This is a genomic window from Inquilinus sp. Marseille-Q2685 (genome assembly GCF_916619195.1).
In the GTDB taxonomy this organism is placed as follows: Bacteria; Pseudomonadota; Alphaproteobacteria; order DSM-16000; family Inquilinaceae; genus Inquilinus.
Genome location: NZ_CAKAKL010000004.1, coordinates 48,870 through 72,193, shown reverse-complemented (window position 1 = coordinate 72,193; position 23,324 = coordinate 48,870). Strand labels below are relative to the sequence as shown.

Here is a 23,324-nt window from a genome sequence, read left to right as displayed (position 1 = left end):
CTCAGAACCGGCGGGCCAGGTCGAGCGACCCGACCCAGCGCTTGTACTGGCGTACGGAGAACTTCTGGTACTCGACCAGGTTGTAGACGTAGCTGCCGTCGGCGACGCGCCGTTCGGCCTCCTCGAACTCCTCGACCGTGCAGGGCACGAACTTCACCCGGTCGCCGGGGCGGAACAGGCAGATCGAGTCCGCGAACACGTCGAAGCGCTTCTCCGGATCCCAGATCGGCACCGGGATGCGGCCGAAGATCTGATAGCCGCCGGGCAGGTGCTCCGGGTAGATCGCGGTCGAGGCGCCGCCCATCCCGACCGTGCCCTTCGGCGTCCAGGTGCGCGGCGGGTTGTATTTCGGCGCGGTCAGCTTGCAGCGCGGGTCCAGCGCCATCATGAAGGGCAGGCCGGGCCAGAAGCCCAGCGACGCCACCCAGTATTCGGTGCCGGAATGCACGCGAACGAACTGGTCGACGTCCGACAGCCCGTTCAGCTCGGCCACGAATTCCGGGTCGGTCTGCTTCGGCGCGATCTTGGCGATGTAGTCCTGCACGCATTCGCGCGTCCAGGGGTCGAGATAGACCGTCGGGAAATAGAAGATCCGGCTCTCCAGCTCGATGTCGTCGGACGGGCCCAGGGCGGCGATCAGCCGTTCCAGCTCGCGCGACAGGTCGGCGTAGGAGATCTCGTCCGGCTCGTAATGGATCAGCATCGAGGCGAAGCAGGGCGCGGTCTCGATCACCCCCTTGGTCTTCTGCTCGGCGATGGCAGTGGCCAGGCCCTGGGCCATGAAGTTCAGCTCGAGATTCATCTCGTTGCCGAACTCGATCAGCATGTACCGGTCGCCGCCCGGCCGGAATGCCGGCGTCTCGTAGATCATCCCTGTCTCCCTGCCTGCCCTGTCTTCCTGGTCAGCCGATCAGCGCGGCCTTGTGGGTGTCGACGAAGCTCGTGGTGGTGCGGCCCGCGCGGAAGGCGGGGTGGCCGCCCGTGCGCGCCAGGAACGGCGCGTTGGCCACCAGCCCCTCCACCTCGACCCGCCCCAGCGCCGCCAGCATCCGGTCGATGGCGGCGGCGCGGTCCGGGCCGTGGGCGATGATCTTGGCGATCATCGGGTCGTAGAACGGCGTCACCGCATCGCCCTGGCGCACGCCGGTGTCGACGCGGATGCCCTCCATGCCCTCCGGCAGTGCCAGGCGCGCCAGCGTGCCGGGCTGCGGCAGGAACATCTTCGCCGGGTTCTCGGCATAAAGCCGGCATTCGATGGCGTGGCCCTGCTGCCGGATGTCCTCCTGCCGCAGCGAAAGCTCCTCGCCGGCCGCCAGGCGCAGCTGCAGCGCCACCAGGTCGAGGCCGGTCACTGCCTCGGTCACCGGATGCTCGACCTGGATCCGGGTGTTCATCTCCAGGAAGAAGAACTCCTCGCTGTCGGCGTCGACCACGAACTCCATGGTGCCGGCGCCGCGATAGCGCACCGCCTCGGCCAGGGCCACGGCGGCCGCCGTCATCCGGCCGCGGGTGGCGGCCGAGATGCCGGGGGAGGGGCTCTCCTCCACGATCTTCTGGAAGCGGCGCTGCACCGAGCATTCGCGCTCGAACAGATGCACGGCCCGGCCGTCGCCGAAGCCGAAGACCTGGACCTCGACATGGCGGGCGTTGCGGACATAGCGCTCCAGGAACACGGCGCCGTCGCCGAAGCTGCGCGCCGCCATGCCCTGGGTCGACTCCGCGATCTTGCGCAGATCAGCCGGCACCTCGACCACGCGCATGCCGATGCCGCCGCCGCCGGCCGAGGCCTTGACCAGCAGCGGGTAGCCGACCGCGTCGCCGGCCGCCTCGATCCCCTCCAGGTCGCCCTCGGCGAAGCGCCGGCTGCCGGGCAGCACCGGCACCCCGGCGGCCTCGGCCAAGGCGCGGGCCCGGGCCTTGTCGCCCATCGCCTCGATCGATTCCGGCGTCGGCCCGACCCAGGTCAGCCCCGCCTCCGCCACTGCCCGGGCGAAGCTTTCGTTCTCGGCCAGGAAGCCATAGCCGGGATGGACGGCGTCGGCCCCGCTGGCGCGGGCGGCCTCGATGATCGCGTCGATCTTCAGATAGCTCTCGGCCGGCTTGGATGGGCCGATATGCACCGCCCGGTCGGCCAGCGCGACATGCAGCGCCCTGGCGTCGGCGTCGGAATGCACCGCCACGGTCGCCAGGCCCAGCGCCCTGGCGCTGCGGATGATGCGGCAGGCGATCTCGCCGCGATTGGCGATCAGCAGGGTCTTCACCGGTCCGCCCTCACGCCGCGCGCAGCCAGGGGCCGATGGCGTCGCGCACGGCGCGGACCACATCGACCGCGTTCGGCGTGTCGGAATGGATGCAGATCGAATCCGGCGTCACCGCGATGTCCTTGCCGCCCTGGGAGGCGACCTTGCCCTCGGTCAGGGCGCGCAGCGACCGCTCCGCCGCCCGCTTCGGGTCGATGCTGCCGCGCGACCGCACGATGATTAGGTGGCCGTCGTCGCCATAGTCGAGATCGGCGTAGAACTCCGACACCAGGCGGTGGCCGCGGCTCTGGTACACGGTCTCGTGCAGCGTCCCGGCCATGCCCAGGATCGGCACCCGGAACACGTCCGCGGCGTCGCAAATCGCATGCGCGATCGGCTCCTGCTGCGCCGCCATGCCGTAGAGGGCGCCATGCGGCTTGATGTGGTTCAGGCGCATGCCTTCGGCATCCAGGAAGCCCTTCAGCGCGCCGATCTGGTAGATGATGCAGTTGGCCAGCTCGTCGCGGCCGATCTTCATCTCGCGCCGGCCGAAGCCCTGCAGGTCGGGCAGCGACGGATGAGCGCCGACCCGCACGCCATGCTTGCTGGCCAGCTGCACCGTGCGGCGCATGTGGTTGAAATCCGAGGCGTGGAAGCCGCAGGCGACGTTGGCGACGGAGATCAGCGGCATCAGCGCGTCGTCGTCGCCCATCCGGTACAGGCCGAAGCCCTCGCCCATGTCGCAGTTGATCTCGGTCATGCGTCAGAGCCTTTCAAACCGGGCGGGCACGGCGGTGCCGGGGCGCGGAGCGCGCATTGAGGCCCCTCTGTCTGGATCCGGCCGCCTGGCCGAAGGGCGGGGCCGTTCGGGTCCGGGCCGGTTGTTGGCCCATCATTGCGCCGCAAAGCACCCCTGTGAAATAGTATCTTCTTCAGATCGATATTTGATTTTCCGATATCGCTCGCCTAAGGGTTGTAGGTGCTGATTGAGCTTCTCCTTCCGCCAGGTCCGCTACTTCATCGCCGCGGCGGAACTGGGCCAGATCAGCCAGGCGGCGGTGGAGCTGAACGTCTCGCAATCGGCAGTCACGGCGGCGATCCGGCAGCTCGAGGACCTGCTCGGCACGCGTCTCCTGTTCCGCCATGCCAGCGGCGTATCGCTGACCCATGAGGGGGCGCGCTTCCTGCCTCAGGCCCGGGCGATCGCGGCGGCGGTGGCCGAGGCGATGCGCGTCTCCGGCGACGCCGCGCCGGTCGAGGGCCGGGTGCGGGTCGGCGTCACCTACACCGTCGCCGGCTATTTCCTGCCGCCCTACCTGGCCCGCTTCCGCCGCGCCCATCCCGGGGTGACGGTCGAGCTGCGCGAGGCCCACCGCACCGCGATCGAGGACGGGCTGGTGCGCGACGAGCTCGACCTCGCGGTGATGCTGACCTCGAACCTGGAGAACACCGACCAGATCGCGGCGGAGACGCTGTTCCGCTCCGCCCGCCATCTCTGGCTGCCGGTCGACCACCCGCTGCAGAAGGCGGAGCGCGTGTCGCTGGCCGACGTGGCGCGTGAGCCCTACATCATGCTGACGGTGGACGAGGCCGCCTTCACCGCCAAGCGCTACTGGGACCGCACGCCCTATCAGCCCGACATCGTGTTCCAGACCTCCTCGGTCGAGGCGGTCCGTTCCATGGTCGCGGCCGGGATGGGCGTGACGATCCTGTCCGACATGGTCTACCGGCCCTGGTCGCTGGACGGGCAGCGGATCGAGAAGCGGGCCCTGGCCGAGCCGGTGCCGACCATGGACGCCGGCCTGGCCTGGAAGCGCGACCTGGCGATGACCCCGGCCGTCCGCGCCTTCCGCGACCATCTCGGCCTGGCGTTCCATGCGCTGGCGGCGGGCGGCTGATCCCGGGGAGCCCGGCGCCGGGCTTGCCGTCGCCTCCTCTCAGCCTCCCGACCGCCTTTTCCCGAGCTTCTGGACCTTGGCCCGCTCGGAGCACTGCCGGGCATAGTTGGGCGCGATCATCGGATAGCTTTCCGGCAAGCCCCACTTGTCCCGGTATTCCTCCGGCGTGAGATTGTAGGTCGCCTTCAGGTGCCTCTTCATGGATTTGAAGCGCCGGCCGTCTTCCAGGCAGATGATGTAGTCGGGCATCACCGATTTGGCGATCGGAACCGCCGGCCGGCTTCCGTCCTTCGACGGGACATCCTTCTCGGAAATCTGCCAGAGGGTCTTGTTCAGGTCGGAAATCAGCCTGGGCAGGTCGATCGGATCGATGGTGTTCTTGGCCAGATAGGCCAGGACGATCTCGACCGTCCACGCCGCCAGGCCCTCGCCCGATCCCGCCGTCGCGGCCGCGAGCTCGGGGGATGCCGGGCGGCCCGCCGACAGCGCGGCGGCGCCGGCCCCCAGGGGCGTGGGCGCCGGCCCGGCCGGCTCGCGGACGCCGGGATCGTCGAGGCTCCCGGATCTTCCCGCCGGGTCGGTGCGGGCCGGGGCGAAGGGCAGATGGCCGTCCAGCTCCTCCGGGATGAGCCCGTCGAAGGCCCGGAACCTGTAGCTCGATGTCACGATCAAGACCTCACCTGTGGGTTGGACGATTGCCTCGCGCTGCCGGCTGGTCGGCCGGTCGATCCTCTGCGGCGACGGGCGCCGCCGCCCGTGCGGGACCGGCGGCAGGCGGCCCGCGGCCTGCTCGATGCTGCGGGTGATCCGCGCCATGACCCTCTGCTTCAATCCGGCCACGCGGCCTTCCCAGGCCTCGGGGGCAGGAGCGTCGTCGTTCGCCGCATCCGAACGGCGCGCGCTCCCGTCCAGCGTCTCGGCTGCAGTCACTGGCGTTCCTCCTTCCGGCCGCTGCGCAGGACCGGTCATGTCTCGTCCAGCACCAGGTCGTGCAGCATGAACCACTGCTCGATGTGGCGGCGGACGACCGCGGCGATGATCGAATCCAGCTGCGCCACGCCCCGGGCGATGGCCGACCGGTCGGCGCGCGGGCCGAGCCGGACCGGCGGCAGGATGTGCACGCAGAACCGGCCGTGCCCCTCCCGCAGGCAATAGGCCGGGATGACGACGGCGTCGGCCATCAGCGCCAGGCGCACGACGCGCGCGAGATTGCCGTCGAGCCGCAGCGGCCGTCCGAAGAAAGGCGCGTGGACGCGCCGGTCCTGGAACTCGTCGACATACAGCACGACGCCGCGTTTCTCTTCGACCAGCGCCCGGTACAGGCGCCGCGCCGTGTCCCGTCCGGGGGGCAGCAGATGGTCGGCGAAGCGGCGGCGCACGCGGTCGGCGATGCGGCGCTCGAACCGGTTGCGCGGCGGCTGGTAGACGTCGAGGCCGTTCTCGCCGAGTGCCAGGAGGGTCGGGCCGACGATCTCCCAATTGCCGAGATGCAGGGCGGCGGCGATCCGCGGCCGTCCCGTCGCCCGCGCCGCCTCCAGATGGCCGAGTCCTTCGACGGCGACGCGGTCGGAGCCCCAGATCCGCGGCAGGACGGAGAACTCCGCCATGGTGCTGCCGATATGGCCCCACATCCGGCGGACCGCGCGGGCGGCCGCGGCGTCGTCCAGATCCGGCCGCAGCCGCCGGAGGTTGTGCAGGGCCCGCGCCTGCCACGCCCGATGGCGGGCGCCGAACCGCTGGCCCAGCCACCAGCCGAGCACCGAGCACAACCCGACCGGCAGCGCCTTCAGGCCGTAGTGCAAGGCGGTGTCGGACAGGCCGGAGACCGTGTCGCGCAGCCAGTAGCGCCGCCACGCCGCGCGGGCCTCGGCCCCGCCCCAGACGGCGGAGAGCGGGGGCGGCGCCTCAGCCACGGGCGACCGGGCAGCACGGCATTGCCACCGCTGCGATATCCGTCTCCGTCGCCGGGCGGGCGTTCCGGGCCGACACGGTCATCGGCAGGCGGTCCCCCGGGCGCAGCGTCAGGTGGCACACCGGCTCGACCGCGGCGCCGGGCGCCAGCCGCAGCTGCACCATGCGGGCCAGGGTGGCGAGGCAGACGATCGCCTCGGTCAGGCCGAAGGACAGGCCGGCGCAGGTCCGCGGCCCGACGCTGAACGGCACGTAGCTGTATTTCAGGGGGGCGTCCGGGTGCCCGGGCAGGAAGCGCTCGGGCCGGAAATGATCGGGCTCGCGCCAGAACAGGCGATGCCGGTGCAGCAGCCAGGGCACGACGATGACCAGGGCGCCGGCCTTCACCCGGCGGCCGCGGATGGTGTCCTCGCGCGCCGCCTCCCGCGCCAGCAGCGGCACCGGCGGATAGAGCCGCAGGGTCTCCTCGATGATCGCGCGGGTGTAGACCAGGCGCGGCACGTCGGCGAGGGCGGGCGGCCGCCCGCCGAGCACGGCATCGAGCTCCCGGTGCAGCCGGTCCTCGGCCTCGGGTGCCTGGGACAGCAGATACCAGGCCCAGGCCAGACAGTTGGCCGTGGTCTCGTGCCCGGCCATGAACAGCACGGCCGCCTCGTTGCGCAGCGCCGCGGCATCAAGGGCTCCGCCCCGATCCTCCCGCATCAGCATCCGGACCACCGAGCCGGCGTCGTCCTTGTCCCGAAGGTCGGCGATCACCTCGTCCAGGATGGCGTGGATCCTGGCCGCGGACCGGGTGATCCTGGCGCTGCGCCAGCGTGGGACGGACAGTGGGAGGCCGAGCAGGGAGAGGAGGTCGCGCTGGTCGGCGTGTCTCTGGTACTCGCTGAAGGCCTCGACCACCTCCCGCGTGCGCTCGGCGCCGAGCGTGCGGCCGAAGATCGTCCGGCCGATGATCTCCGCCGTCAGCTGGGCCATCGCCTTGAGTGCGTCGACGGTCGAACCCGGAGGCAGTGCGGCCCACTGGCCGCCGAGCTCGGAGGCCGCCCCGACCATGATCGAGGCGAACTGCCCGAGGCGTCCGCTGTGCAGGACCGGTGCGACCATGCGGCGCCGGCGCCGCCAGGTCTCGCCGTCGCTGACGAACAGCCCGTCGCCCAGGAGCGGGGACAGGGCATTGCGCATCTGCGGGCTCTTGCGCTGGAAGTTCTCTGCCCGGCCCACGAAGGCGTGGTGGACCGAATCCGGACTGTTGCAGATGAAGATCTGCCGCGCCAGCAGCTGCATGGACATCGTCTGGTATTCGAATGCCTTCTCTTCCCAGATGCTCAAGAAATCGAGCGTCCTCAGCCGCAAAAGCTCAAGGATCGATGGCGATGTCTTCGGGCGTGGCGGAAATGGAGGGACGAATTCCGGCATGGCTCGGGATTCCGGCGGATCTCGCCTGGACGGCGCGAAGGTTTCATCGAGACGAGCGTTCCGCGAGCCGATCTCGCAGGTCCGGCTGCGCGACACGGGCGACGGCGGCCGTTTCAGGGCGGCCGAAGGAGGGTGCCGGCCAGGAGGCCAAGGGAAGGGCCGATGATGGCCCAGATGATCAGAAAGGTTGTCATCACCCCTCCAGTGCAGGCGCCGCTTGGCCCGACGATTCGCGGGCATGCAGCCGGGCTCTGCCCAACGCAGCTGTTGTGGATTAGTCTGTTCAGCAATCAAAAGTAGAGTTAGGCAGATGTATTGGTCCGCACCTGATCTGGGCCGCAGCATAAAGATGCAATGGGTACGAAAAAGAACGGCCGTTCTCCTCCTCCTCGTCCGAAGTAGTTTTTGGCATGAATTGAGAATAGCGGGGTATTTCTCTGACGATCTATTCGTTGACCCATATGTCGGATTTTATGATGGAGCCGCGATGGCGTCGAACATAAATTTATTTAAATGTTGATATAGAGTTTCTAGATTTTAGTCATAACCTGATATGAGGAAGATGTGATTCAATTGGCTCCGGAGATTTGGAGTTCTATGGTGTATAAATTCCTATAAAAATCTGATTTTGAAGGAGATATTTCGTGCTATACAAGAAGTCAATTCGAAGCGAGCAGAGGAGAACTGGGGCTCTCTGTTTCTCGAAAATTAAATACTAGTATTTAATCATAACGGGGGAGGAAGATTCAGGGGAAAGCGAAATGGCTTTGGCTCATATATTGATTGTCGAGGATGATGCCGAGATCAGCGGTCCGCTTGAGCGCTTCCTGCGGATCAATGGTCTTGCGACGACCGCGATCGCAAGCGCCGAAGATGCTGCCTCAGTGCTGGCGAGTGATGAAATCGACCTTGTCCTGCTTGATCTGATGCTGCCGGGCGAGGATGGACTCGCGCTGTGCCGTCGGTTGTCCGCCGCGAACGGACCCCGCATCATCATGTTGACAGCCCTATCCGAGCCGACCGATCGCGTCGTCGGGCTGGAACTCGGCGCTGACGACTACATCTGCAAGCCGTTCGATCTGCGCGAGCTTCTCGCCCGCATCCGGGCGGTGCTGCGCCGGCCACTTCCGGCGCAGGGGCGGCCGCGCCAGACGGAAGCGGCGTACCGATTCTCCGGCTTCGCCTTCTTCCCGCAGCGACGCTTCCTGCGGTCCCCGGCCGGGCTGCGCGTCCCGCTGACGGGGGCCGAGGCGGATCTGCTGCTCGCCTTCTGCCAGCACCCGCGCGAGGTGCTGTCGCGCGACACGCTGATCAGCCTGACCCGCGGCGAAGGATTCGCCATCGCCGTCAGGTCCGTCGATATCCTGGTGAGCCGGCTGCGACGCAAGCTCGCCAATGACGATCTCGCCGCGGAGATCATCCGGACCGTGCGATCGGACGGGTACGTCTTCCAGCCGCGTGTCCTGGCCGAATGATCCGGCGCCTGATCGGCACGATGCTCGGCCAGATCCTCGCGATCAATGCGGGGGCGTCGGCGCTGACCTTCCTGCTGTTCCTGGCCCTGCTGCTGACGCACGATCCGCCCGTCCCGCCACCGCCGCCATGGCCATGGCCGGACGCGTTCCGGATCGCCGCCTTGATCGAAAGCATCCACGCCGTCCCCCAGGCGGACCGGGCGTTGATCGCCGCCGCGGCGACGGAGCGCGGCCTGTCGGTCCGGCTGGCCTCCGCGGCGGTTCTCTGCACGGGGCTGCGGCCCGAGGCGAAGGGCATGCGGGCGGTGCTGGATGCCCAGCTTCGCAGCCTCATGACCGACGCGACGGTGCGCTCCTGCGATGTCGCCGGCACCGACCGGTCCGGGGACATCCAGGTCCTGGCCGTGATCGACGATCAGATCCTGGAGATCCGGACCGAGAGCGTCTCGCCGCGGCCTCCCCCGCGGTTCTCGCCGGTCACCTTGCCCTTCATCGGCACCCTGCTGTTCCTCAGCGTCGCCGTCGCGTCGATGTCGGCCTGGGCCCTGTCCCGGGTGATCGGTCCGCTCCGCCGCCTGGCGGAGAAGGCCGACAGCTTCTGCGGCGAGATCGCCGTTGCACCGATCCGTGAGGAAGGGCCTCACGAGATCAGGCTGGCGACGCGCGCCTTCAATCTGATGCAGGAGCGGATCGCCCGCTCGATCCGGGATCGCACGCGCATGCTGGCGGCGATCAGCCACGATCTGCGCACGCCGCTGACCCGGATGCGGCTGCAGCTCCAGACCGGGCGGGCGGAGATGGTCGGCGGCAAGCTGATCCGGGACGTCGACCTGATGCAGTCGATGGTTACCTCCGCACTGGCCTTCCTGAGCGGCCATTTCGAGCGCGAAGAGAAGGAATGGCTCGATCTCGGGGCGCTGCTGTCGACCCTCTGCGACGAGTTCGAGGAGGGCGGCGTCGTCATACGCTATGACGGCCCCCCGCAGATCCAGGCCTTCTGCCGGCCGAACGCCATCACGCGGGCGGTGACCAACCTGATCGAGAACGGCTCCCATTTCGGCAAGGAGGTGACGGTCGGCGCGGCCGTCCGGCATGACGGCACGATCGTGATCGAGGTGACGGACGACGGCCCCGGCATCCCCGGCCAGCATCTGCAGGATGTGATCGAGCCCTTCGTCCGGCTCGATCCGACCCGGTCCGGCCGTGCAGGCAGCGTCGGCCTCGGCCTGTCGATCGTGAAGGAGATCGTGCAGGCGCATTCCGGGAGCCTGGAACTGGTCAATCGCCAGCCCCACGGCCTGACGGCGCGGCTGACGCTGCCGCGGGAATAGGCCGCCGGCGGCCTCTATGGAGAGCGTCCGCCACCGCAATCACATTTCCTCTTGGGCCGCAAGGCGGCTGACCCGTCGCCCCCGGGAAGGACTCCGACGACGTCGCCAGCTTCACTCCGCCGTCAGCTCCGACCACCGGCGGGCAAGATAGTTGTGCTCGTCCATCACCGTGTTCCACACGGCGATGCGGCTGGCGCGGCGCCAATAGGAGCCGCCGGAGCGCACGGCGCCGGCCCTGACCGCGACCCGGCCGTCGGTGCCCTCCAGGTCCTTGGCCGCCGGCTTGCCCTCGTACCAGTAGTCCCATTCCGCCGGGTCCAGGAACGGGCGCACCCGCTTCGGGATCGACATGTAATAGCCCTGCCGGGCCATCACCGCGCCGGGCCAGCCGGACAGCCACCAGTTCAGATAGGCGTAGGCGACGTCGAGCGCGCGGCCGGACAGCGGCGCGGCGATGCACAGGCCGCCATGCCAGGCGCGGTAGCCCTCGCGCGGCGCCGCCTCGCGCACCGGCACGCCGAGGCCGGACAGGGCGACCGCGGCCGGGGCCCAGCTGCTCTGGATCGCCGCGCGGTGGTCGGCCATCAGCCGCTTGGCGTCGGCCATGGTCTGCCAGAAACCGCAGAAATGGCCCTGGCGCTTGCGCGCGACCAGCAGGTCGATCAGCCGGTCGATCTCCGCCAGCGTCATGTTGCCGATATCGGCGAAGCTGGCCTCGCCGCGGGCCTGCAGCGCCAGCGCCGCGTCGAACACGCCGATCGCCGGCTCGTCGACCAGGGCGACCCGGCCGCGCCAGCGTTCGTCCAGGAGCCAGCCCCAGCTCTCGGTCTCATAGGGCTGCCCCGGCGGCACCACGGTCGGGTCGTAGGCGAAGGCGTCGACATTGTGCACCGCCGGCAGCATGCTGATGTGGCGCGACGGCTGTGGCCCCAGCGACCGGTCGGGCTGGACGTACAGCTTCTTCACCGGCGCGTCGCCGCGGCCGATCATGGCGTCGGCGCTCAGCCGCCCGGTCTTGGTCAGGTCGTTGACCTCGCCCCAATGCGCGATGCGGGTGGTGTCGATCGGCTGGATCGCCTTCCAGAACCAGACGATGTCGAGGTTGTGGAAGCACTGGTCGTAGATGTCGAAGGCGCCGGGCTGGGTCGCCGCCTTCTGCTGTGCGCCCAGGAAATCCAGCGTCTCGTAGCTGACGGTGATGCCGAGGTCGGCCTCGGCCCGTTCGCGGATGCTGTCCAGCAGCGTGATCTCGGTGCCGAGCACGCGCAGATGCGGCCGGCCCTCGGTGTGCAGCGCCGGCTTGCTCAACACGGTATCGGCTGCGTCCGCGGCCATGGTCCGTCCCCCGGGCGAAGTCGTATTAGAAGCGGATTTGCCGGTGGCTGGCCAGTGCGGCGGAGGGTCCGTTTCCCCGGGTCATGCGGCGACGGGGGCGGTCTCGGCGAAGGCGGCCTGGAAGGCGGCGAAGGAGCGCTCGATCTCGGCCCGGGCGATGCCGCGGGTGATGAACACCAGCCGCGAGCGCCGGTCGCCGTCCGGCCAGGATTCCAGATGGCTCGGCGCATGCACGATGTGCTGCGCGCCCTGGACCACGACCGGCGTGTCGACCTCGGCGACGCGCAGCAGCCCCTTGACCCGCAGCACGTCGTCGCCGCGGCTGTGCAGCAGCAGGGTCAGCCACAGGCCGAACACGGTCCAGTCGACACGGTCCTCGACCTCCAGAACGAAGGCGCCGATCTCCGGGCCGTGGCGGTTGACGTCGTGCCCATTGGCGTCATGGGCGTGATGGTGGCCGGCGCCCGTCCCGCGCGCCAGGTCGAACCAGCGGTGGATCTCGGCCGGCTTGGTGGCGGGGTCGAAGGCGTCGCTTCCGACCAGTTCCTCCGCCGGCGGCGGGGCGTTGGCGGAGCGCCACAGCGGCACCGCCGGGTTGATCGCCCGGAGCCGCGCCTCCAGCGCCGCCACGGCCTCGGGCGTCGCCAGGTCGGTCTTGGTGACCAGGATGCGGTCGGCCACCGCCGCCTGCTTCGCCGCCTCGGGCTGGCGGTCCAGCTGCGCCAAGCCGTTCACCGCATCGACCGTGGCGATCACGTTGCCCAGGCGGAAATGGTGGCGGATCACCGGCTCGCTCATCACCGTGGCCAGCACCGGGATCGGGTCGGCCAAGCCGGTGGTCTCGACGATCAGCCGGCCGAAGGCGGGGATGGTCCCGGCCTCGCGCCGGTCGTACAGGCCGCGGATGGCGCGGCCCAGGTCGCCGCGGATGGTGCAGCAGATGCAGCCGCTCTGCATCAGCACCACGTCCTCGTCCACCGCCTGCAGCAGGTGGTGGTCCAGCCCGACCTCGCCGAACTCGTTGATCAGCACGGCGCAGCCGGCGAAGGCCGGGTCGGCCAGGATGTGGCGCAGCAGCGTGGTCTTGCCGCTGCCCAGGAAGCCGGTCAGGACGTTGACCGGGATCGCCTCGCTCATCGTCCGCCCCCGGCGATGCGGTCGAGCAGGGCGGGGTCGAGCGGGTCGATCCTGCGGCCCAGCAGCCGCGACGCCGCCTCCCACACCGCCGGCAGCGCGTCGACGATCTCGCGCTTGCCGGTCGGGCCGCTCAGCACGAAGGCGGTGCCCTGCCAGTCGTCGAGCCGCAGCCCGAACAGCGCCAGGATCCGGTTGGCCGCGGCGGCGCGGTGCAGCCGCTCGGCCCGGCGGGTGCGGCCGGCGCCGAACACCTCCGGCCGGGCGGATTCCGCCGTCCAGTGCTCCTCGCCGCCGAGCACGCCGCACACGCCGCACATGGTGTCCTCTTCCTTCTGGTCTATGGCAAAGCCGGGCGGAGAGACGGCGCCACCCTCTCACCCTCCCGCCGCCTTCGGCGTCGGGCCCCCCCCCTCTCCTCGAGGAGAGGGGAATAGGAGCCGGGGCCCCTACACCTCTCCTCGGGGAGAGGTCGAAATCGCGTCAGCGATTTCGGGTGAGGGGGCGGCTCCGGCCCATCCAAGAGCTCCTCTACTTCCTCCGCGGGTTCCGCCGGGCGAAGTCGTCGGCCATCTCGTCCATGGTGACGAAGCGCACGCCGGGGTGGCGGATCATATGGTTGTACAGCCGCTCCAGCATCAGCAGCACCTGGGGCCGCCCGGCGACGTCCGGGTGGATGGTGATCGGGAACACGGCGTAGTCGTATTCACGGTAGACCCAGTCGAACTGGTCGCGCCACATCTCCTCGATATGCCGCGGGTTCACGAAGCCGTGGCTGTTCGGCGACTTCTTGATGAACATCATCGGCGGCAGGTCGTCGAGGTACCAGCTGGCCGGGATCTCGATCAGGTCGGTCTCGACGCCGCGCTTCAGCGGCACCATCCACTCGCTCGGCTTCTTGGCGAAGTCGATCTTCGTCCAGCTGTCGCCGACGCGGACGTAATAGGGCTCGAAGTCCTTGTGCATCAGCGAGTGGTCGTACTTGATGCCCTTCTTCAGCAGCAGCTCGTTGCTGACCGCGCTGAACTCCCACCACGGCGCGACATAGCCGGTCGGCCGGCGGCCGGACAGCTGCGTCACCAGCTCGATGCACTTGTCGAGGACCTCCTCCTCCTGCGCCGGGGTCATGGCGATCGGGTTCTCGTGGCTGTAGCCATGGATGCCGATCTCGTGCCCGGCCTCAGCCACCGCCTTCATCTGCTCCGGGAAGGTCTCGATCGAATGGCCGGGGATGAACCAGGTGGTCTTGATCCCCAGCCGGTCGAACAGCTTCAGGAGGCGCGGGCTGCCGACCTCGCCGGAGAACAGGCCGCGCGAGATGTCGTCCGGCGAATCCTCGCCGCCATAAGAGCCGAGCCACCCGGCCACCGCGTCGACATCGACGCCGAAGCCGCACAGGATTTCCTTCGCCATCGCACTTCCTCCTCTCTGGGGCGCCGGTCACGCGGCCGCCCGGATCACGGTCGCCTCGCCCGGCTGCCAGCCGAGCACGATCTCCTCGCCCGACCAGCCGGCGGCGTATTTGTCGACATGGCTCTCCACGCCGATCTCGCGGCCGTCCGAGAGACCGATGGTCAGGTGCAGCGCATGGCCGGTGACGGCCTGGCCGATCAGCCGGCCGGGCAGGGTGTCGCCGCGCCCGGCCAGCGAAGCGGCCCCGGCGGCGCCGACCACGTCGATCGCCTCGGACGGCACCACCACCGCGGCGGCGTCGCCGACCTTGAGCGTCGGGTCGTTCAAGGTGCCGTGCAGCGGGCCGAAGCCGGTGCCGACCCGGGCCACGGCGCCGTCCTTGGCCTCCAGCCGGCCCGGCAGAACTGTGTTGCGGCCGATGAAGCGGGCCACGAACTCGGTCTTCGGCCGGCGGTAGATCTCCTCGGGCGGGCTGATCTGCTCCACCCGACCGCGGTTCATCACCACGATGCGGTCCGACAGCGCCAGCGCCTCGGACTGGGCATGGGTGACGAAGACGAAGGTGATGCCGATGGTCCGCTGCAGCAGCTTCAGTTCGGCCTGGATCGACTTGCGCAGATTGGCGTCCAGCGCGCCCAGCGGCTCGTCCAGCAGCAGGATGTCGGGCTCCACCACCAGGCCGCGGGCGAGCGCGGTGCGTTGGCGCTGGCCGCCGGACAGGCCGGCGCTGCGACGATCGGCGATGTCGGCCAAGTCCAACGCCTGCATCATATGGTCGGCCTTGGCCCTCCGCTCCGCCGCCGGCAGGCCCTTCATCCTGAGGCCGTATTCGATGTTCTGGCGCACGGTCATGTGCGGGAACAGCGCGAAGTTCTGGAAGATGGTCGAGGTCGGGCGGCGCTCGGGCGGCAGGTCGTTGATCCGCCGCCCGCGCACCAGCACCTCCCCGGCGCTGATGTCCTCGAAGCCGGCGATCATCCGCAAGGTCGTGGTCTTGCCGCAGCCGGAGGGACCGACGAAGGAGATGAACTCCCCCTTCGCCGCCTGCAGGTCGAAATCGACCACCGCCGGCGTGCCGTCCGGGTAGGTCTTGCCGACGCCGACGAGCTCGAGATCGTAGGTCATCCTGCGTTCCTCCGATCCGCGCGCCCTCAGGCGTTCAGGAACTCGTCCCATTTCTGGATCACGTGGTCGTACTCGTCCGGCCACTGGTGCCAGTAGGCGACATGCGAGGCCCGGGTCTCCAGCGAGCCGCCGTCGCGCAGGTCGCCTTCCTTGATGCCGCGGTCGGGCGCGCCGACCCAGGGCTTGCCCTCGTACCAGAAGCCGTATTTCTCCGGCGCCATCACCGATTTGATGTTGGTGGTGGGGGAGTAGTAGCCCTGCTCCGACACCGTGATCGCCGGCGGGCCGGACAGCCAGTAATCGGCATAGGCCGTCACCGCCGCCTGGTTCGGCGAGCTGGCGATCAGCGACACGCCGATGGCCCAGGCGCGGTAGCCTTCCTTCGGCACGGCGTAGCGGCAGGGCTTGCCCTGGGCCTTCACCGCCATCACCGCCGGCTGCCAGGCGTCGCACACCACCATCTCGCCCGACGCCATCAGGTTCACCAGCTCGCCGAAATCGCCCCACAGGGCGCGGAACTGGCCTTCCTTCTTCTTGGACACCAGGAACTTCATCGCCTCGTCGATCTCGGCCTGGCTCGGGTTGCCTGGATTCTGAACGGAGGAGAGGCCGAGCGAGTTCATCGCCATGATCGCCTGGCCCAGCGCGATCAGCGGGTCGGTGTTCAGCCCGGACCTGCCCTTGAACTTCGGGTCGAAGATCGCGGTCCAGGTGTTGGCCTCCTCGTCGGACAGCACCGACGGGTTGAAGCCGATGGAATCGTAGTTGTAGACCGCCGGCACCATCCACAGCTCGGTCTGGGCCTCGTCCTTCCAGATCTGGCCGACGATCTGGGCGCCGCGCGGCCATTTCGGGTCCGGCTTGGTGAAGGTGTCGCGGATATTGGCCCAGTTCTTCAGCGCCGAGGCCGGGATGGCGGTGACGTTGTTGGTCTGCACCACCGAGGGCAGCCGCTCGCCGATCACCTCCCAGCAGTCGTAGTCGGTGGCGCCGGACAGGATCTTGGTCTGGGCGTCGGGGAAGGTCGCCGCCGTGCCCTGGGTGCCGCCGACGCCGGAGGCCTTCTGGAAATCGGCCAGGATGCGATCCTGCACGGTGACCGACAGGCCGATGGTGCGCAACTGCTCCTTGGCCAGGGCGCCGGCCTGGGCGTAGGCGCGGCGGGAATCGAGGAAGGGCGTGCCGCCGCCCATCGCCAGGGCGGTGGCGCCGATCGTGCCCTGCAGGATCTGCCTGCGGCTCAGGCTCGGAAACTGTGCCATGCGAAGTCTCCCGTTTCGTGAAAACCACCCGGAAACCGGCCCTTCTCAGCGGGGCCGCCAAGATTCGTTTGTCAGTAGCGTCCGACCAGTAGCCCGCCATCGACCACGATGGTCTGGCCGGTGATGTAGCGGGCCGCCGGCGAGGCCAGGAACAGCGCCACGTCGGCGATGTCGTCCGGCTCGCCGACCCGGCCCATGGGGATGAAGGCGGCCGCCTTCTCCAGCCCCTCGGGGCCCAGCGAATGCTCGCGCGACAGGGCCTGGGCGGTGCGGATGTAGCCGGGTGCGATGCCGTTGACGCGGATGCCGCTGCGCGCCAGCTCCACCGCCAGGCCGCGCACCAGCCCGACCACGCCGGACTTGGCGGCGGAGTAGTGGACGTGCTCGTCCCAGCCATAGGCGACGCCCATGATCGAGGACAGGGCGACGATGGCGCCCTGGCCGCGGGTGCGCATGCCGGGCAGGGCGGCGCGGACGACGCGGAAGATGCCCTTCAGGTCGACGTCGAAGGTGTGGTCCCATTTGGCGTCGGTCATCTGCGACAGCGGCACGCGATGGGCGATGCCGGCATTGGCCACCAGCGCGTCCAGGGCGCCGTGCCGCGCCTCGACATCGGCGACCACGGCGTTGACCCGCTCGGTGTCGGTGACGTCGAGGGGCTGGAACTCGCCGCTGCCGCCGGCGTCGCCGATCGCCTTGGCGGTGGCGCGGCCCTCGGCCTCCAGCACGTCGGTCACGACTACGTGATGGCCGGCGCCGGCGAAGGCCAGCGCCGTGGCCCGGCCGATGCCGATGCCCGCTCCCGTGATCAGGGCAACCTTCCGGGTCATCATTCCTCCTACAGCATCACGTCGCCGGAATTAGGCCCCAGCGTCTGGCCGACATAGATCCCGGCGGCGGGGGAGGCGAGGAAGGCCACCGTCTCGGCCACGTCCTCCGGCGCGCCGAAGCGGCCGAGCGGCAGCTGCGCCCTCTTCGCCGCCCGCCACTCCTCGGACAGGGCACGCACCAGCTCGGTCTCGATCGGCCCGGGCGCCACCGCATTGACCCGCACGCCGCGGGCGCTGACCTCGCGCGCCAGCGCCTTGGTCAGGCCGATGATCCCGGCCTTGGCGGCGCTGTAGTGGACCAGGTCGACGCCGCCGATCTGGCCCAACTGCGAGGCGATGTTGACGATCACCCCGTCGCCGGCCGCCAGCATCGCCGGCAGGGCGGCGCGGCAGCACAGGAAGGTGCCGCGCAGATGCACCGCGATCATCCGGTCCCAGTCGGCCACCGCCAGCGCCTCGAAGGGCGACTGGTGGACATGGCCGGCATTGTTGACCAGGAGGGTGCAGTCGCCGAACGCCTCTCGTCCGGCCGCGAAGATCCGTTCCACCGCATGGGCGTCCGAGACATCGGCGCCGACCGCCTCGGCCCGGCCGCCGGCGGCGCGCAGCGTGGCGGCCACCGCCTCGGCCCGGTCGGCGTGCAGGTCGGCGATCAGCACCGCGGCGCCCGCATTCGCCAGCCGCTCCGCGATCGCCCTGCCGATGCCGCTGGCGGCGCCGGTGACGATGGCGACGTGGTCGGCCAGCGCCCTCATCGCACCTCCTCCTGGATCGCCATGCGCTTGGCCCGACGGACCGACAGGGCCATCAAGACGCCGTAGACGGCGAGGAGGGCGAAGGAGAACAGCGTGGTCAGCACCCCGAAGGCGAAGATGTTCGGATGGATCTCGACCGAGAAGGTGCCGTAGATCGTCAGCGGCAGGGTCTGGCCGCCGCCGGCGGTGAACAGCGTGCGCGGGAACTCGTCGTAGCTCAGGGTGAAGGCGAACAGCATCGCGCTCAGCACGCCCGGGAAGATCAGCGGGAAGGTGACCTTGCGGAAGGTGCGGGCGGGGCTGACGCCCAGGCTCCAGGACGCCTCCTCGATCGACCGGTCGAAGCGGTTGAAGATTGCCAGCATGACCAGGAAGGCGAAGGGGAAGGTGTAGACCACATGGGTGACGAAGGATGTCCCCCACCAGGCCCGCGGGATGCCCAGCTCGTTTGCCACCAACGCGACGCCCAGCCCGACCAGCACCCCCGGCACCATCATGCCCAGCACGATCAGGTAGAAGACGATGCCGGAGCCGCGGAAGCGCGACCGGAAGGCCTGGGCCGACAGGGTGCCCAGCACCGTCGCCACCACCATGGTCATGAAGGCGAGGGTCAGGGACCGCACCAGCGCGTCGCCGATCGGCAGCGGCGCCACGCGGGACGGCGGGGCCCAGCCGAACAGGTGCTGGTACCAGTAGGTCGACCATTCGATGATCGGGAATTGCGGCCCGCCCTCGGGCCCGGCCTGGAAGCTCAGCGTCGCCAGCACCGCCAGCGGACCGTACAGGAAGACGATGAACAGCGCCGTGAAGGCCATCAGCGCGGTGCGGAGAAGCGGCTGCCCCTGCATGGCCTACAGCTCCTTCCGCAGGTCGACCAGGCGCAGCAGCCCGGCGACGACGATGCCCATCACCACGGTCAGGATCACGCCGACCACGGCGGCGAAGGCCCATTTCAGCGACCCGACCTGGGTGACGATGATGTTGCCCAGCATGTTGACCTTGCGGCCGGACAGGGCGGCGGCGGTGGCGAACTCGCCCAGCACCATGACCGAGACGAAGATCGCACCGACGATCACGCCGGGGAGGCTCAGCGGCAGGATCACGGTGCGGAAGATGCGGCCGGTGCCGGCGCCGAGATCCCGCGCGGCCTCGATCAGGCTCGGCTCGATCCGCGACAGCATGAAGGCGATCGGCCCGACCATGAACACGACGTAGATCTGGGTCATGCCGATGACGACGCTGAGCTCGGTGAACAGGAGGCCGGCCACCGGCTCCGACACCACGCCCAGCTTCATCAAGAGGATGTTGACCGCGCCCTCGGTGCCCAGCATCGGGCGCCAGGCCAGCACCCGGATCAGGAACGAGGTCCAGAACGGCACGACGCAGACCACCAGCAAGATGGTCTGGACCGTTTTGTTGCGGACGAACAGGCCGATATAGAGCGCGACCGGATAGCCCAGCGCCAGCGTCGTCGCCAGCACGATCAGCCAGATCCGGACCGTGGTCCATAGCGCCGACAGATAGGTCGAGGTGCCGAAGAAGGTGACCCAGTTCTTGAGGGTCAGCGTCGGCTCGATGGTGAAGGTCTTCTGGGTCCAGAAGCTGACATAGACCATCATCGCGATCGGGACGACCAGGAAGGCGGTCATCCACAGGGCCCCCGGCGCAACCAGCAGCGCCGTAACCCGCCGTCCGGTGCGCCGCCGCGCGGCCGGGGCCGGCGCCGTCTCGGTCATGATCTCCGCTCCGACACTCATCGATGCCCCCGCCTCAGCCGCGGAACACGAGGGCGTCGGCCGCCGGCCAGCGCAGCGCGTAGCGGCGCCCGGCGTCGAAGCTCTTCGGTCGGCGGTGGCTTAGATGGTATTCGACCTCGACCGGCCGGCTGCCGACGACGTCGAACAGGTAGGTCACCCGGGCGCCGGAATACTCGCTGGCGATGAAGCGGCCCGGCAGGGCTGCCTCGCCCGGCGCCGCCGGATCCGCCTCCTCGGCCACCGTCACCTTGTCGGCGCGGATGCAATAGGCGGCCGCCCCCGCGGCGGCGTCGCTTGGCAGCGGCAGGGTGGCGTCGGCGAAGCGGAAGGCGCCGTCGCCGACCATGCCCTCGAAGATGTTGTAGCAGTTGAGAAAGCGGGCGACGCGGACCGACCCCGGCCGGTTGTACAGCGTCTGCGGCGGGCTGATCTCGGCGATCCGGCCGCGGTCCAGCACGGCGGTGCGGTGGCCCATGGCCAGCGCCTCCTGCTCGTTGCCGGTGACATGCAGGAAGGTGCCGCCGAGCTGCGCCTGGATGCGCTTCAGCTCGATCATCGTCCGCTCGCGCAGATTGGCGTCGAGCGCACCCAGGGGCTCGTCCAGCAGCACGATCTTCGGGTCCGTGACCAGGGTGCGGGCCAGGGCGACGCGCTGCTTCTGGCCGCCGGAGATCTGGCCGACGGCGCGGGCGCCCAGGCCGGTCAGGCCCAGCAGCTCCAGTGCCTCGCCGACCCGGCGCCGGACCTGTGCTTCGTCGGTGACCGGATCGCGGCTGCGGTGGCGCAGGCCGTAGGCGATGTTGTCGAAGACGGTCATGTGCGGGAACAGGGCGAAGCCCTGGAACACGAAGCCGATGCCGCGCTCATGCGCCGGGATCGACAGGATCGACCGGCCCTCCAGCCGCACGTCGCCCTGATCCGGCGCCTCGAAGCCGGCGACGACCCGCAGCATGGTCGACTTGCCCGAGCCGCTGGGGCCGAGGATGGACAGGTACTCGCCCGCGCCGACCGCCAGCGACAGGTCGCTCAGCGCCGGCGCGCCGCTATAGGCCTTGGCGATGCCGCTCAGTTCCAGGAGCAGAGTCATGCGTCCCCGAATCTCCCAAGCCGTGCCCTGAGCCCGCCATCCCGTCCGCGTCGTTCGGCGCCGCCGCTGCGCGGATGTCGATGAGGAGCACGGGAAGCCTGTCAAAAATGACTTTAGTATGCAATAGTCTTTTTGTTGTGGTCGAAAGCTTCGCCATGCCGTGCGATCTGGTTCCTATCTGCCCTGATAAGCCCTTCTTTCCAACTTCTGGGCAGGCGTGGCGAGAGAGAGCGTCGTTCTGGGTATGCGGTAGTCATTTTTGTGGCGCCGTCGCCCACGCGACGGGCAGCGGGGTCTTGCGCCAGGGCGCCGCGGGGGCCATCAGAGGACCAGGATCACCGGGACGGCGCTACTGCAGGACATGACGGACACGGCGACGAACGCGCCCCCGCCGCGGCTCTACGAGATCGTCGAGCGCGCGCTGCGGGCGTCGATCGGCGCCGGGCGGCTGCCGGCCGGGCTGGTGCTGCTGGAGGGGCCGATCGCCGAGATTTTCCAGACCAGCCGCGCCCCGGTGCAGCGGGCGCTGGCGCGGCTGGAGGCGGACGGGCTGATCCACCGCTTCGAGGGCCGCGGCTATCTGGTGGGGCCGGAAGCGGCCGGCGCGGCGCCGCTGCGCGCCGACATCCGCGGCTTCGGCCTGGAGGCGGCGGAGGAGATCGACGAGGCGCAGCAGTCCCGCGCCTCGTGGGAGCGGATCTATGCCACTGCCGAGCGCCAGATCGCCTCCTGCCTGGTGTTTGGCCGCTACCGTATCGTCGAGGCCGAGATGGCGGACCATTTCGGCGTCAGCCGCACCGTGGTGCGCGACGTGCTGGGCCGGCTACAGGAGCGCGGGCTGATCGAGAAGAACGCCAGCTCGCACTGGATCGCGGGACCGCTGACCGCCCGGGCGATCCGCGACCTCTACGAGATGCGGCGGCTGCTGGAGCCGCCGGCCCTGGTCAGCGCCGCGCCGTCGCTGCCGAGCGGCGACATCGAGGCGATGCTGGACCGGCTGCGCCGGGCAGAGGCGGCGGGGCCGCTGCCCGAGACCATGGACGCGATCGAGGAGGATCTGCATGTCCGCTGCGTGCTGGCGACGCCGAACGCCCGGCTGGCCGACGCGCTGCGTCACAACCAGCTGCCTCTCCTGGCCACCCACGCCTTCACCCGCTCGCTCGGCATCGCCGACGACCAGCCGATCCTGACCGAACACCGGCTGGTGCTGGAGCTGCTGGCGCAGGAGGCCTGGCCGGCCGCGGCGGCGGTGCTGGAGACGCATCTGCAGGCGGCGGAACGCCGCGCCGTCGCCCGGCTGAAGACTCTCGCGGTGATCCCCGAGCCAGCCAACCTCGCGCCCTATCTCACCAAGACCTCCGAGCGCCCGTAAGAACGCGGGACCTCAGCGCACCGGGACGACGTCCACCTCCACGCTCAACGCCTGCGACCCGGCGCCGAGGATGACGCCGTCGATCGGCGAGACGTCGGCATAGTCCCGGCCGTTGGCCAGGATGATATGGTCGTTCTCGACCAGCACGGCGTTGGTCGGGTCGAAGCCCAGCCAGCCGAACTCCTCCCCGCACCAGGCAGAGACCCAGGCATGGGTGGCGTCCGCCCCTTCGAGGCGCGGCTTGCCGGGCGGCGGCAGGGTGCGCAGATAGCCGCTGACATAGGCGGCGGGCAGGCCGACGCCGCGCAGGCAGCCGATCATAATGTGGGCGAAATCCTGGCACACGCCGCGGCGGCTCTCGAAGGCCTCGATCAGCGGGGTCGAGACCGCCGTCGCCTTCGGGTCGTAGGTGAAGTCGGCCTTGATCCGCTGCATCAGCTCGGTCGCAGCCTCCAGGATCGGGCGCCCCGGCGGGAAGCTGACATGGGCATAGGCCGACAGCGGCCCCAGGATCGGCACCAGCCGGCTCGGATACAGGTGATGGGCGGGGGAGGCAGGGGCGAGTGTCGCGGCGGCGAAGGCGCGCTCCCGCACCTCCTCCCAGGGCCGGCTGGCCCGGCGCAGCAGGTCGCCGGTGTCGCGCGTCACCTCGACCCGCGACCGGGCGTCGACCTTGAGCTCGCGATGGGTGGCCTCGATGGTGACGGTGACGACGTCGTTGCCGAAGAAGCTGCGGCGCGCGGCGGAGGCGGCCGGCACCGGCCTGACCTCGATCGACCGCGACAGCACGCGCTGCTCCGCCCGGTCGCTGGGCAGCAGGCGCAGCACGCAGCGGGCGAAGCTGACCGGCGTCTCATAGGCATAGGTCGAGAGGTGGCGGATGTCGTAGATCATGGCGGAGAGTTCCGAGACCGATCCGCTCGTCCCCTCCCATTGTCATGCCCGGGCTTGACCCGGGCATCCAGGGGCTGCCGATGCCACTC

At 69.5% G+C, this 23,324-nt stretch carries 23 protein-coding genes; 5 read left to right on the top strand and 18 right to left on the bottom strand.

What is annotated here, in order from left to right; all coding sequences use genetic code 11:
- Position 1: 1 nt before the first annotated feature.
- Genes LG391_RS20405 through LG391_RS20395 form a run of 3 tightly spaced genes read right to left on the bottom strand, consistent with a single transcriptional unit; the run spans position 2 to position 3,000 of the window.
- Positions 2-871 carry an allophanate hydrolase subunit 1 gene (locus tag LG391_RS20405; RefSeq protein ID WP_225769885.1) on the bottom strand — a complete coding sequence of 290 codons (870 nt, stop codon included), beginning with the start codon at positions 869-871 and terminating at the stop codon, positions 2-4.
- A 31-nt stretch (positions 872-902) separates the two neighbouring features.
- Entirely contained in the window at positions 903-2,261 is a 1,359-nt protein-coding gene (locus tag LG391_RS20400; RefSeq protein WP_225769884.1) for an acetyl/propionyl/methylcrotonyl-CoA carboxylase subunit alpha, read from the bottom strand.
- Positions 2,262-2,271: 10 nt separating this feature from the next.
- Positions 2,272-3,000: a LamB/YcsF family protein gene (locus LG391_RS20395; RefSeq protein ID WP_225769883.1), complete on the bottom strand. Its 729-nt coding sequence runs from the start codon at positions 2,998-3,000 to the stop codon at positions 2,272-2,274.
- Positions 3,001-3,226: 226 nt separating this feature from the next.
- On the opposite strand from LG391_RS20395, the gene LG391_RS20390 reads away from it, so the two are divergent.
- A complete protein-coding gene (locus LG391_RS20390) occupies positions 3,227-4,138 on the top strand; it encodes a LysR family transcriptional regulator (RefSeq protein ID WP_225769882.1) in 912 nt (303 codons plus the stop codon).
- A gap of 39 nt (positions 4,139-4,177) precedes the next feature.
- On the opposite strand, the gene LG391_RS34950 is transcribed toward LG391_RS20390, so the two are convergent.
- Genes LG391_RS34950 through LG391_RS20375 form a run of 3 tightly spaced genes read right to left on the bottom strand, consistent with a single transcriptional unit; the run spans position 4,178 to position 7,402 of the window.
- Positions 4,178-5,068 carry a MucR family transcriptional regulator gene (locus tag LG391_RS34950; protein ID WP_308013061.1) on the bottom strand — a complete coding sequence of 297 codons (891 nt, stop codon included), beginning with the start codon at positions 5,066-5,068 and terminating at the stop codon, positions 4,178-4,180.
- 35 nt (positions 5,069-5,103) lie between these two features.
- Complete coding sequence (locus LG391_RS20380; protein WP_225769881.1) at positions 5,104-6,051, bottom strand: lysophospholipid acyltransferase family protein; 948 nt, start codon at positions 6,049-6,051, stop codon at positions 5,104-5,106.
- The gene (locus LG391_RS20375) at positions 6,044-7,402 is read right to left on the bottom strand and encodes a cytochrome P450 (RefSeq protein WP_255646772.1); all 1,359 of its coding nucleotides are present in this window, start codon (positions 7,400-7,402) and stop codon (positions 6,044-6,046) included. Before LG391_RS20375 ends, LG391_RS20380 begins: the two co-directional genes overlap by 8 nt.
- Between LG391_RS20375 and LG391_RS20370 the strand changes: the two genes are divergently transcribed.
- The 3 genes from LG391_RS20370 to LG391_RS20360 all read left to right on the top strand — a co-directional run bounded on the left by LG391_RS20370 (position 7,332) and on the right by LG391_RS20360 (position 10,271).
- Positions 7,332-7,631: a hypothetical protein gene (locus LG391_RS20370; protein ID WP_225770215.1), complete on the top strand. Its 300-nt coding sequence runs from the start codon at positions 7,332-7,334 to the stop codon at positions 7,629-7,631. The genes LG391_RS20375 and LG391_RS20370 overlap by 71 nt on opposite strands.
- Positions 7,632-8,226: 595 nt before the next feature.
- Positions 8,227-8,940: a response regulator gene (locus tag LG391_RS20365; RefSeq protein ID WP_225769880.1), complete on the top strand. Its 714-nt coding sequence runs from the start codon at positions 8,227-8,229 to the stop codon at positions 8,938-8,940.
- Positions 8,937-10,271: an ATP-binding protein gene (locus LG391_RS20360; RefSeq protein ID WP_225769879.1), complete on the top strand. Its 1,335-nt coding sequence runs from the start codon at positions 8,937-8,939 to the stop codon at positions 10,269-10,271. The genes LG391_RS20365 and LG391_RS20360 overlap by 4 nt, the downstream gene beginning before the upstream one ends.
- Before the next feature lie 111 nt (positions 10,272-10,382).
- Here the strand turns inward: LG391_RS20360 and LG391_RS20355 are convergent, their stop codons facing one another.
- From LG391_RS20355 to LG391_RS20305, 11 genes are all read right to left on the bottom strand, one after another.
- Positions 10,383-11,606: a PotD/PotF family extracellular solute-binding protein gene (locus LG391_RS20355; protein ID WP_225769878.1), complete on the bottom strand. Its 1,224-nt coding sequence runs from the start codon at positions 11,604-11,606 to the stop codon at positions 10,383-10,385.
- Between the two features lie 81 nt (positions 11,607-11,687).
- Positions 11,688-12,743, bottom strand: coding sequence for a GTP-binding protein (locus tag LG391_RS20350; RefSeq protein WP_225769877.1), 1,056 nt, complete (start codon positions 12,741-12,743; stop codon positions 11,688-11,690).
- Positions 12,740-13,060 carry a hypothetical protein gene (locus tag LG391_RS20345; protein ID WP_225769876.1) on the bottom strand — a complete coding sequence of 107 codons (321 nt, stop codon included), beginning with the start codon at positions 13,058-13,060 and terminating at the stop codon, positions 12,740-12,742. The genes LG391_RS20350 and LG391_RS20345 overlap by 4 nt, the downstream gene beginning before the upstream one ends.
- 211 nt (positions 13,061-13,271) lie before the next feature.
- Positions 13,272-14,153 carry a polysaccharide deacetylase gene (locus LG391_RS20340; protein ID WP_225769875.1) on the bottom strand — a complete coding sequence of 294 codons (882 nt, stop codon included), beginning with the start codon at positions 14,151-14,153 and terminating at the stop codon, positions 13,272-13,274.
- 27 nt (positions 14,154-14,180) lie between these two features.
- The gene (locus LG391_RS20335) at positions 14,181-15,278 is read right to left on the bottom strand and encodes an ABC transporter ATP-binding protein (protein WP_225769874.1); all 1,098 of its coding nucleotides are present in this window, start codon (positions 15,276-15,278) and stop codon (positions 14,181-14,183) included.
- Positions 15,279-15,304: 26 nt separating this feature from the next.
- Positions 15,305-16,540: a PotD/PotF family extracellular solute-binding protein gene (locus LG391_RS20330; protein WP_225769873.1), complete on the bottom strand. Its 1,236-nt coding sequence runs from the start codon at positions 16,538-16,540 to the stop codon at positions 15,305-15,307.
- A 71-nt stretch (positions 16,541-16,611) separates the two neighbouring features.
- Positions 16,612-17,370: an SDR family NAD(P)-dependent oxidoreductase gene (locus LG391_RS20325; protein WP_225769872.1), complete on the bottom strand. Its 759-nt coding sequence runs from the start codon at positions 17,368-17,370 to the stop codon at positions 16,612-16,614.
- Positions 17,371-17,378: 8 nt separating this feature from the next.
- On the bottom strand, positions 17,379-18,125 hold the full coding sequence (locus tag LG391_RS20320) for an SDR family NAD(P)-dependent oxidoreductase (protein WP_225769871.1): 747 nt from the start codon (positions 18,123-18,125) through the stop codon (positions 17,379-17,381).
- Positions 18,122-18,973: an ABC transporter permease gene (locus LG391_RS20315; RefSeq protein WP_225769870.1), complete on the bottom strand. Its 852-nt coding sequence runs from the start codon at positions 18,971-18,973 to the stop codon at positions 18,122-18,124. The genes LG391_RS20320 and LG391_RS20315 overlap by 4 nt, the downstream gene beginning before the upstream one ends.
- 3 nt (positions 18,974-18,976) lie before the next feature.
- Positions 18,977-19,861 carry an ABC transporter permease gene (locus LG391_RS20310; protein WP_225769869.1) on the bottom strand — a complete coding sequence of 295 codons (885 nt, stop codon included), beginning with the start codon at positions 19,859-19,861 and terminating at the stop codon, positions 18,977-18,979.
- A gap of 34 nt (positions 19,862-19,895) precedes the next feature.
- On the bottom strand, positions 19,896-20,969 hold the full coding sequence (locus LG391_RS20305; protein WP_225769868.1) for an ABC transporter ATP-binding protein: 1,074 nt from the start codon (positions 20,967-20,969) through the stop codon (positions 19,896-19,898).
- 361 nt (positions 20,970-21,330) lie between these two features.
- Between LG391_RS20305 and LG391_RS20300 the strand changes: the two genes are divergently transcribed.
- Positions 21,331-22,341, top strand: a complete 1,011-nt coding sequence (locus LG391_RS20300; protein ID WP_225769867.1) for a GntR family transcriptional regulator — start codon at positions 21,331-21,333, stop codon at positions 22,339-22,341.
- 12 nt (positions 22,342-22,353) lie between these two features.
- Here the strand turns inward: LG391_RS20300 and LG391_RS20295 are convergent, their stop codons facing one another.
- A complete protein-coding gene (locus LG391_RS20295; RefSeq protein WP_225769866.1) occupies positions 22,354-23,235 on the bottom strand; it encodes a transglutaminase family protein in 882 nt (293 codons plus the stop codon).
- Positions 23,236-23,324: the final 89 nt, after the last annotated feature.

What these genes read in the sequence shown, in the direction of transcription:
- LG391_RS20295 (WP_225769866.1), bottom strand. Translation starts at nt 23,235, where the DNA reads ATGATCTACGACATCCGCCACCTCTCGACCTATGCCTATGAGACGCCG.
- LG391_RS20395 (WP_225769883.1), bottom strand. Translation starts at nt 3,000, where the DNA reads ATGACCGAGATCAACTGCGACATGGGCGAGGGCTTCGGCCTGTACCGG.
- LG391_RS20310 (WP_225769869.1), bottom strand. Translation starts at nt 19,861, where the DNA reads ATGACCGAGACGGCGCCGGCCCCGGCCGCGCGGCGGCGCACCGGACGG.
- LG391_RS20335 (WP_225769874.1), bottom strand. Translation starts at nt 15,278, where the DNA reads ATGACCTACGATCTCGAGCTCGTCGGCGTCGGCAAGACCTACCCGGAC.
- LG391_RS20330 (WP_225769873.1), bottom strand. Translation starts at nt 16,540, where the DNA reads ATGGCACAGTTTCCGAGCCTGAGCCGCAGGCAGATCCTGCAGGGCACG.
- LG391_RS20355 (WP_225769878.1), bottom strand. Translation starts at nt 11,606, where the DNA reads ATGGCCGCGGACGCAGCCGATACCGTGTTGAGCAAGCCGGCGCTGCAC.
- LG391_RS20370 (WP_225770215.1), top strand. Translation starts at nt 7,332, where the DNA reads ATGGACATCGTCTGGTATTCGAATGCCTTCTCTTCCCAGATGCTCAAG.
- LG391_RS20340 (WP_225769875.1), bottom strand. Translation starts at nt 14,153, where the DNA reads ATGGCGAAGGAAATCCTGTGCGGCTTCGGCGTCGATGTCGACGCGGTG.
- LG391_RS20360 (WP_225769879.1), top strand. Translation starts at nt 8,937, where the DNA reads ATGATCCGGCGCCTGATCGGCACGATGCTCGGCCAGATCCTCGCGATC.
- LG391_RS20315 (WP_225769870.1), bottom strand. Translation starts at nt 18,973, where the DNA reads ATGCAGGGGCAGCCGCTTCTCCGCACCGCGCTGATGGCCTTCACGGCG.
- LG391_RS20345 (WP_225769876.1), bottom strand. Translation starts at nt 13,060, where the DNA reads ATGTGCGGCGTGTGCGGCGTGCTCGGCGGCGAGGAGCACTGGACGGCG.
- LG391_RS20300 (WP_225769867.1), top strand. Translation starts at nt 21,331, where the DNA reads ATGACGGACACGGCGACGAACGCGCCCCCGCCGCGGCTCTACGAGATC.
- LG391_RS20325 (WP_225769872.1), bottom strand. Translation starts at nt 17,370, where the DNA reads ATGACCCGGAAGGTTGCCCTGATCACGGGAGCGGGCATCGGCATCGGC.
- LG391_RS20305 (WP_225769868.1), bottom strand. Translation starts at nt 20,969, where the DNA reads ATGACTCTGCTCCTGGAACTGAGCGGCATCGCCAAGGCCTATAGCGGC.
- LG391_RS20405 (WP_225769885.1), bottom strand. Translation starts at nt 871, where the DNA reads ATGATCTACGAGACGCCGGCATTCCGGCCGGGCGGCGACCGGTACATG.
- LG391_RS20365 (WP_225769880.1), top strand. Translation starts at nt 8,227, where the DNA reads ATGGCTTTGGCTCATATATTGATTGTCGAGGATGATGCCGAGATCAGC.
- LG391_RS20320 (WP_225769871.1), bottom strand. Translation starts at nt 18,125, where the DNA reads ATGAGGGCGCTGGCCGACCACGTCGCCATCGTCACCGGCGCCGCCAGC.
- LG391_RS20350 (WP_225769877.1), bottom strand. Translation starts at nt 12,743, where the DNA reads ATGAGCGAGGCGATCCCGGTCAACGTCCTGACCGGCTTCCTGGGCAGC.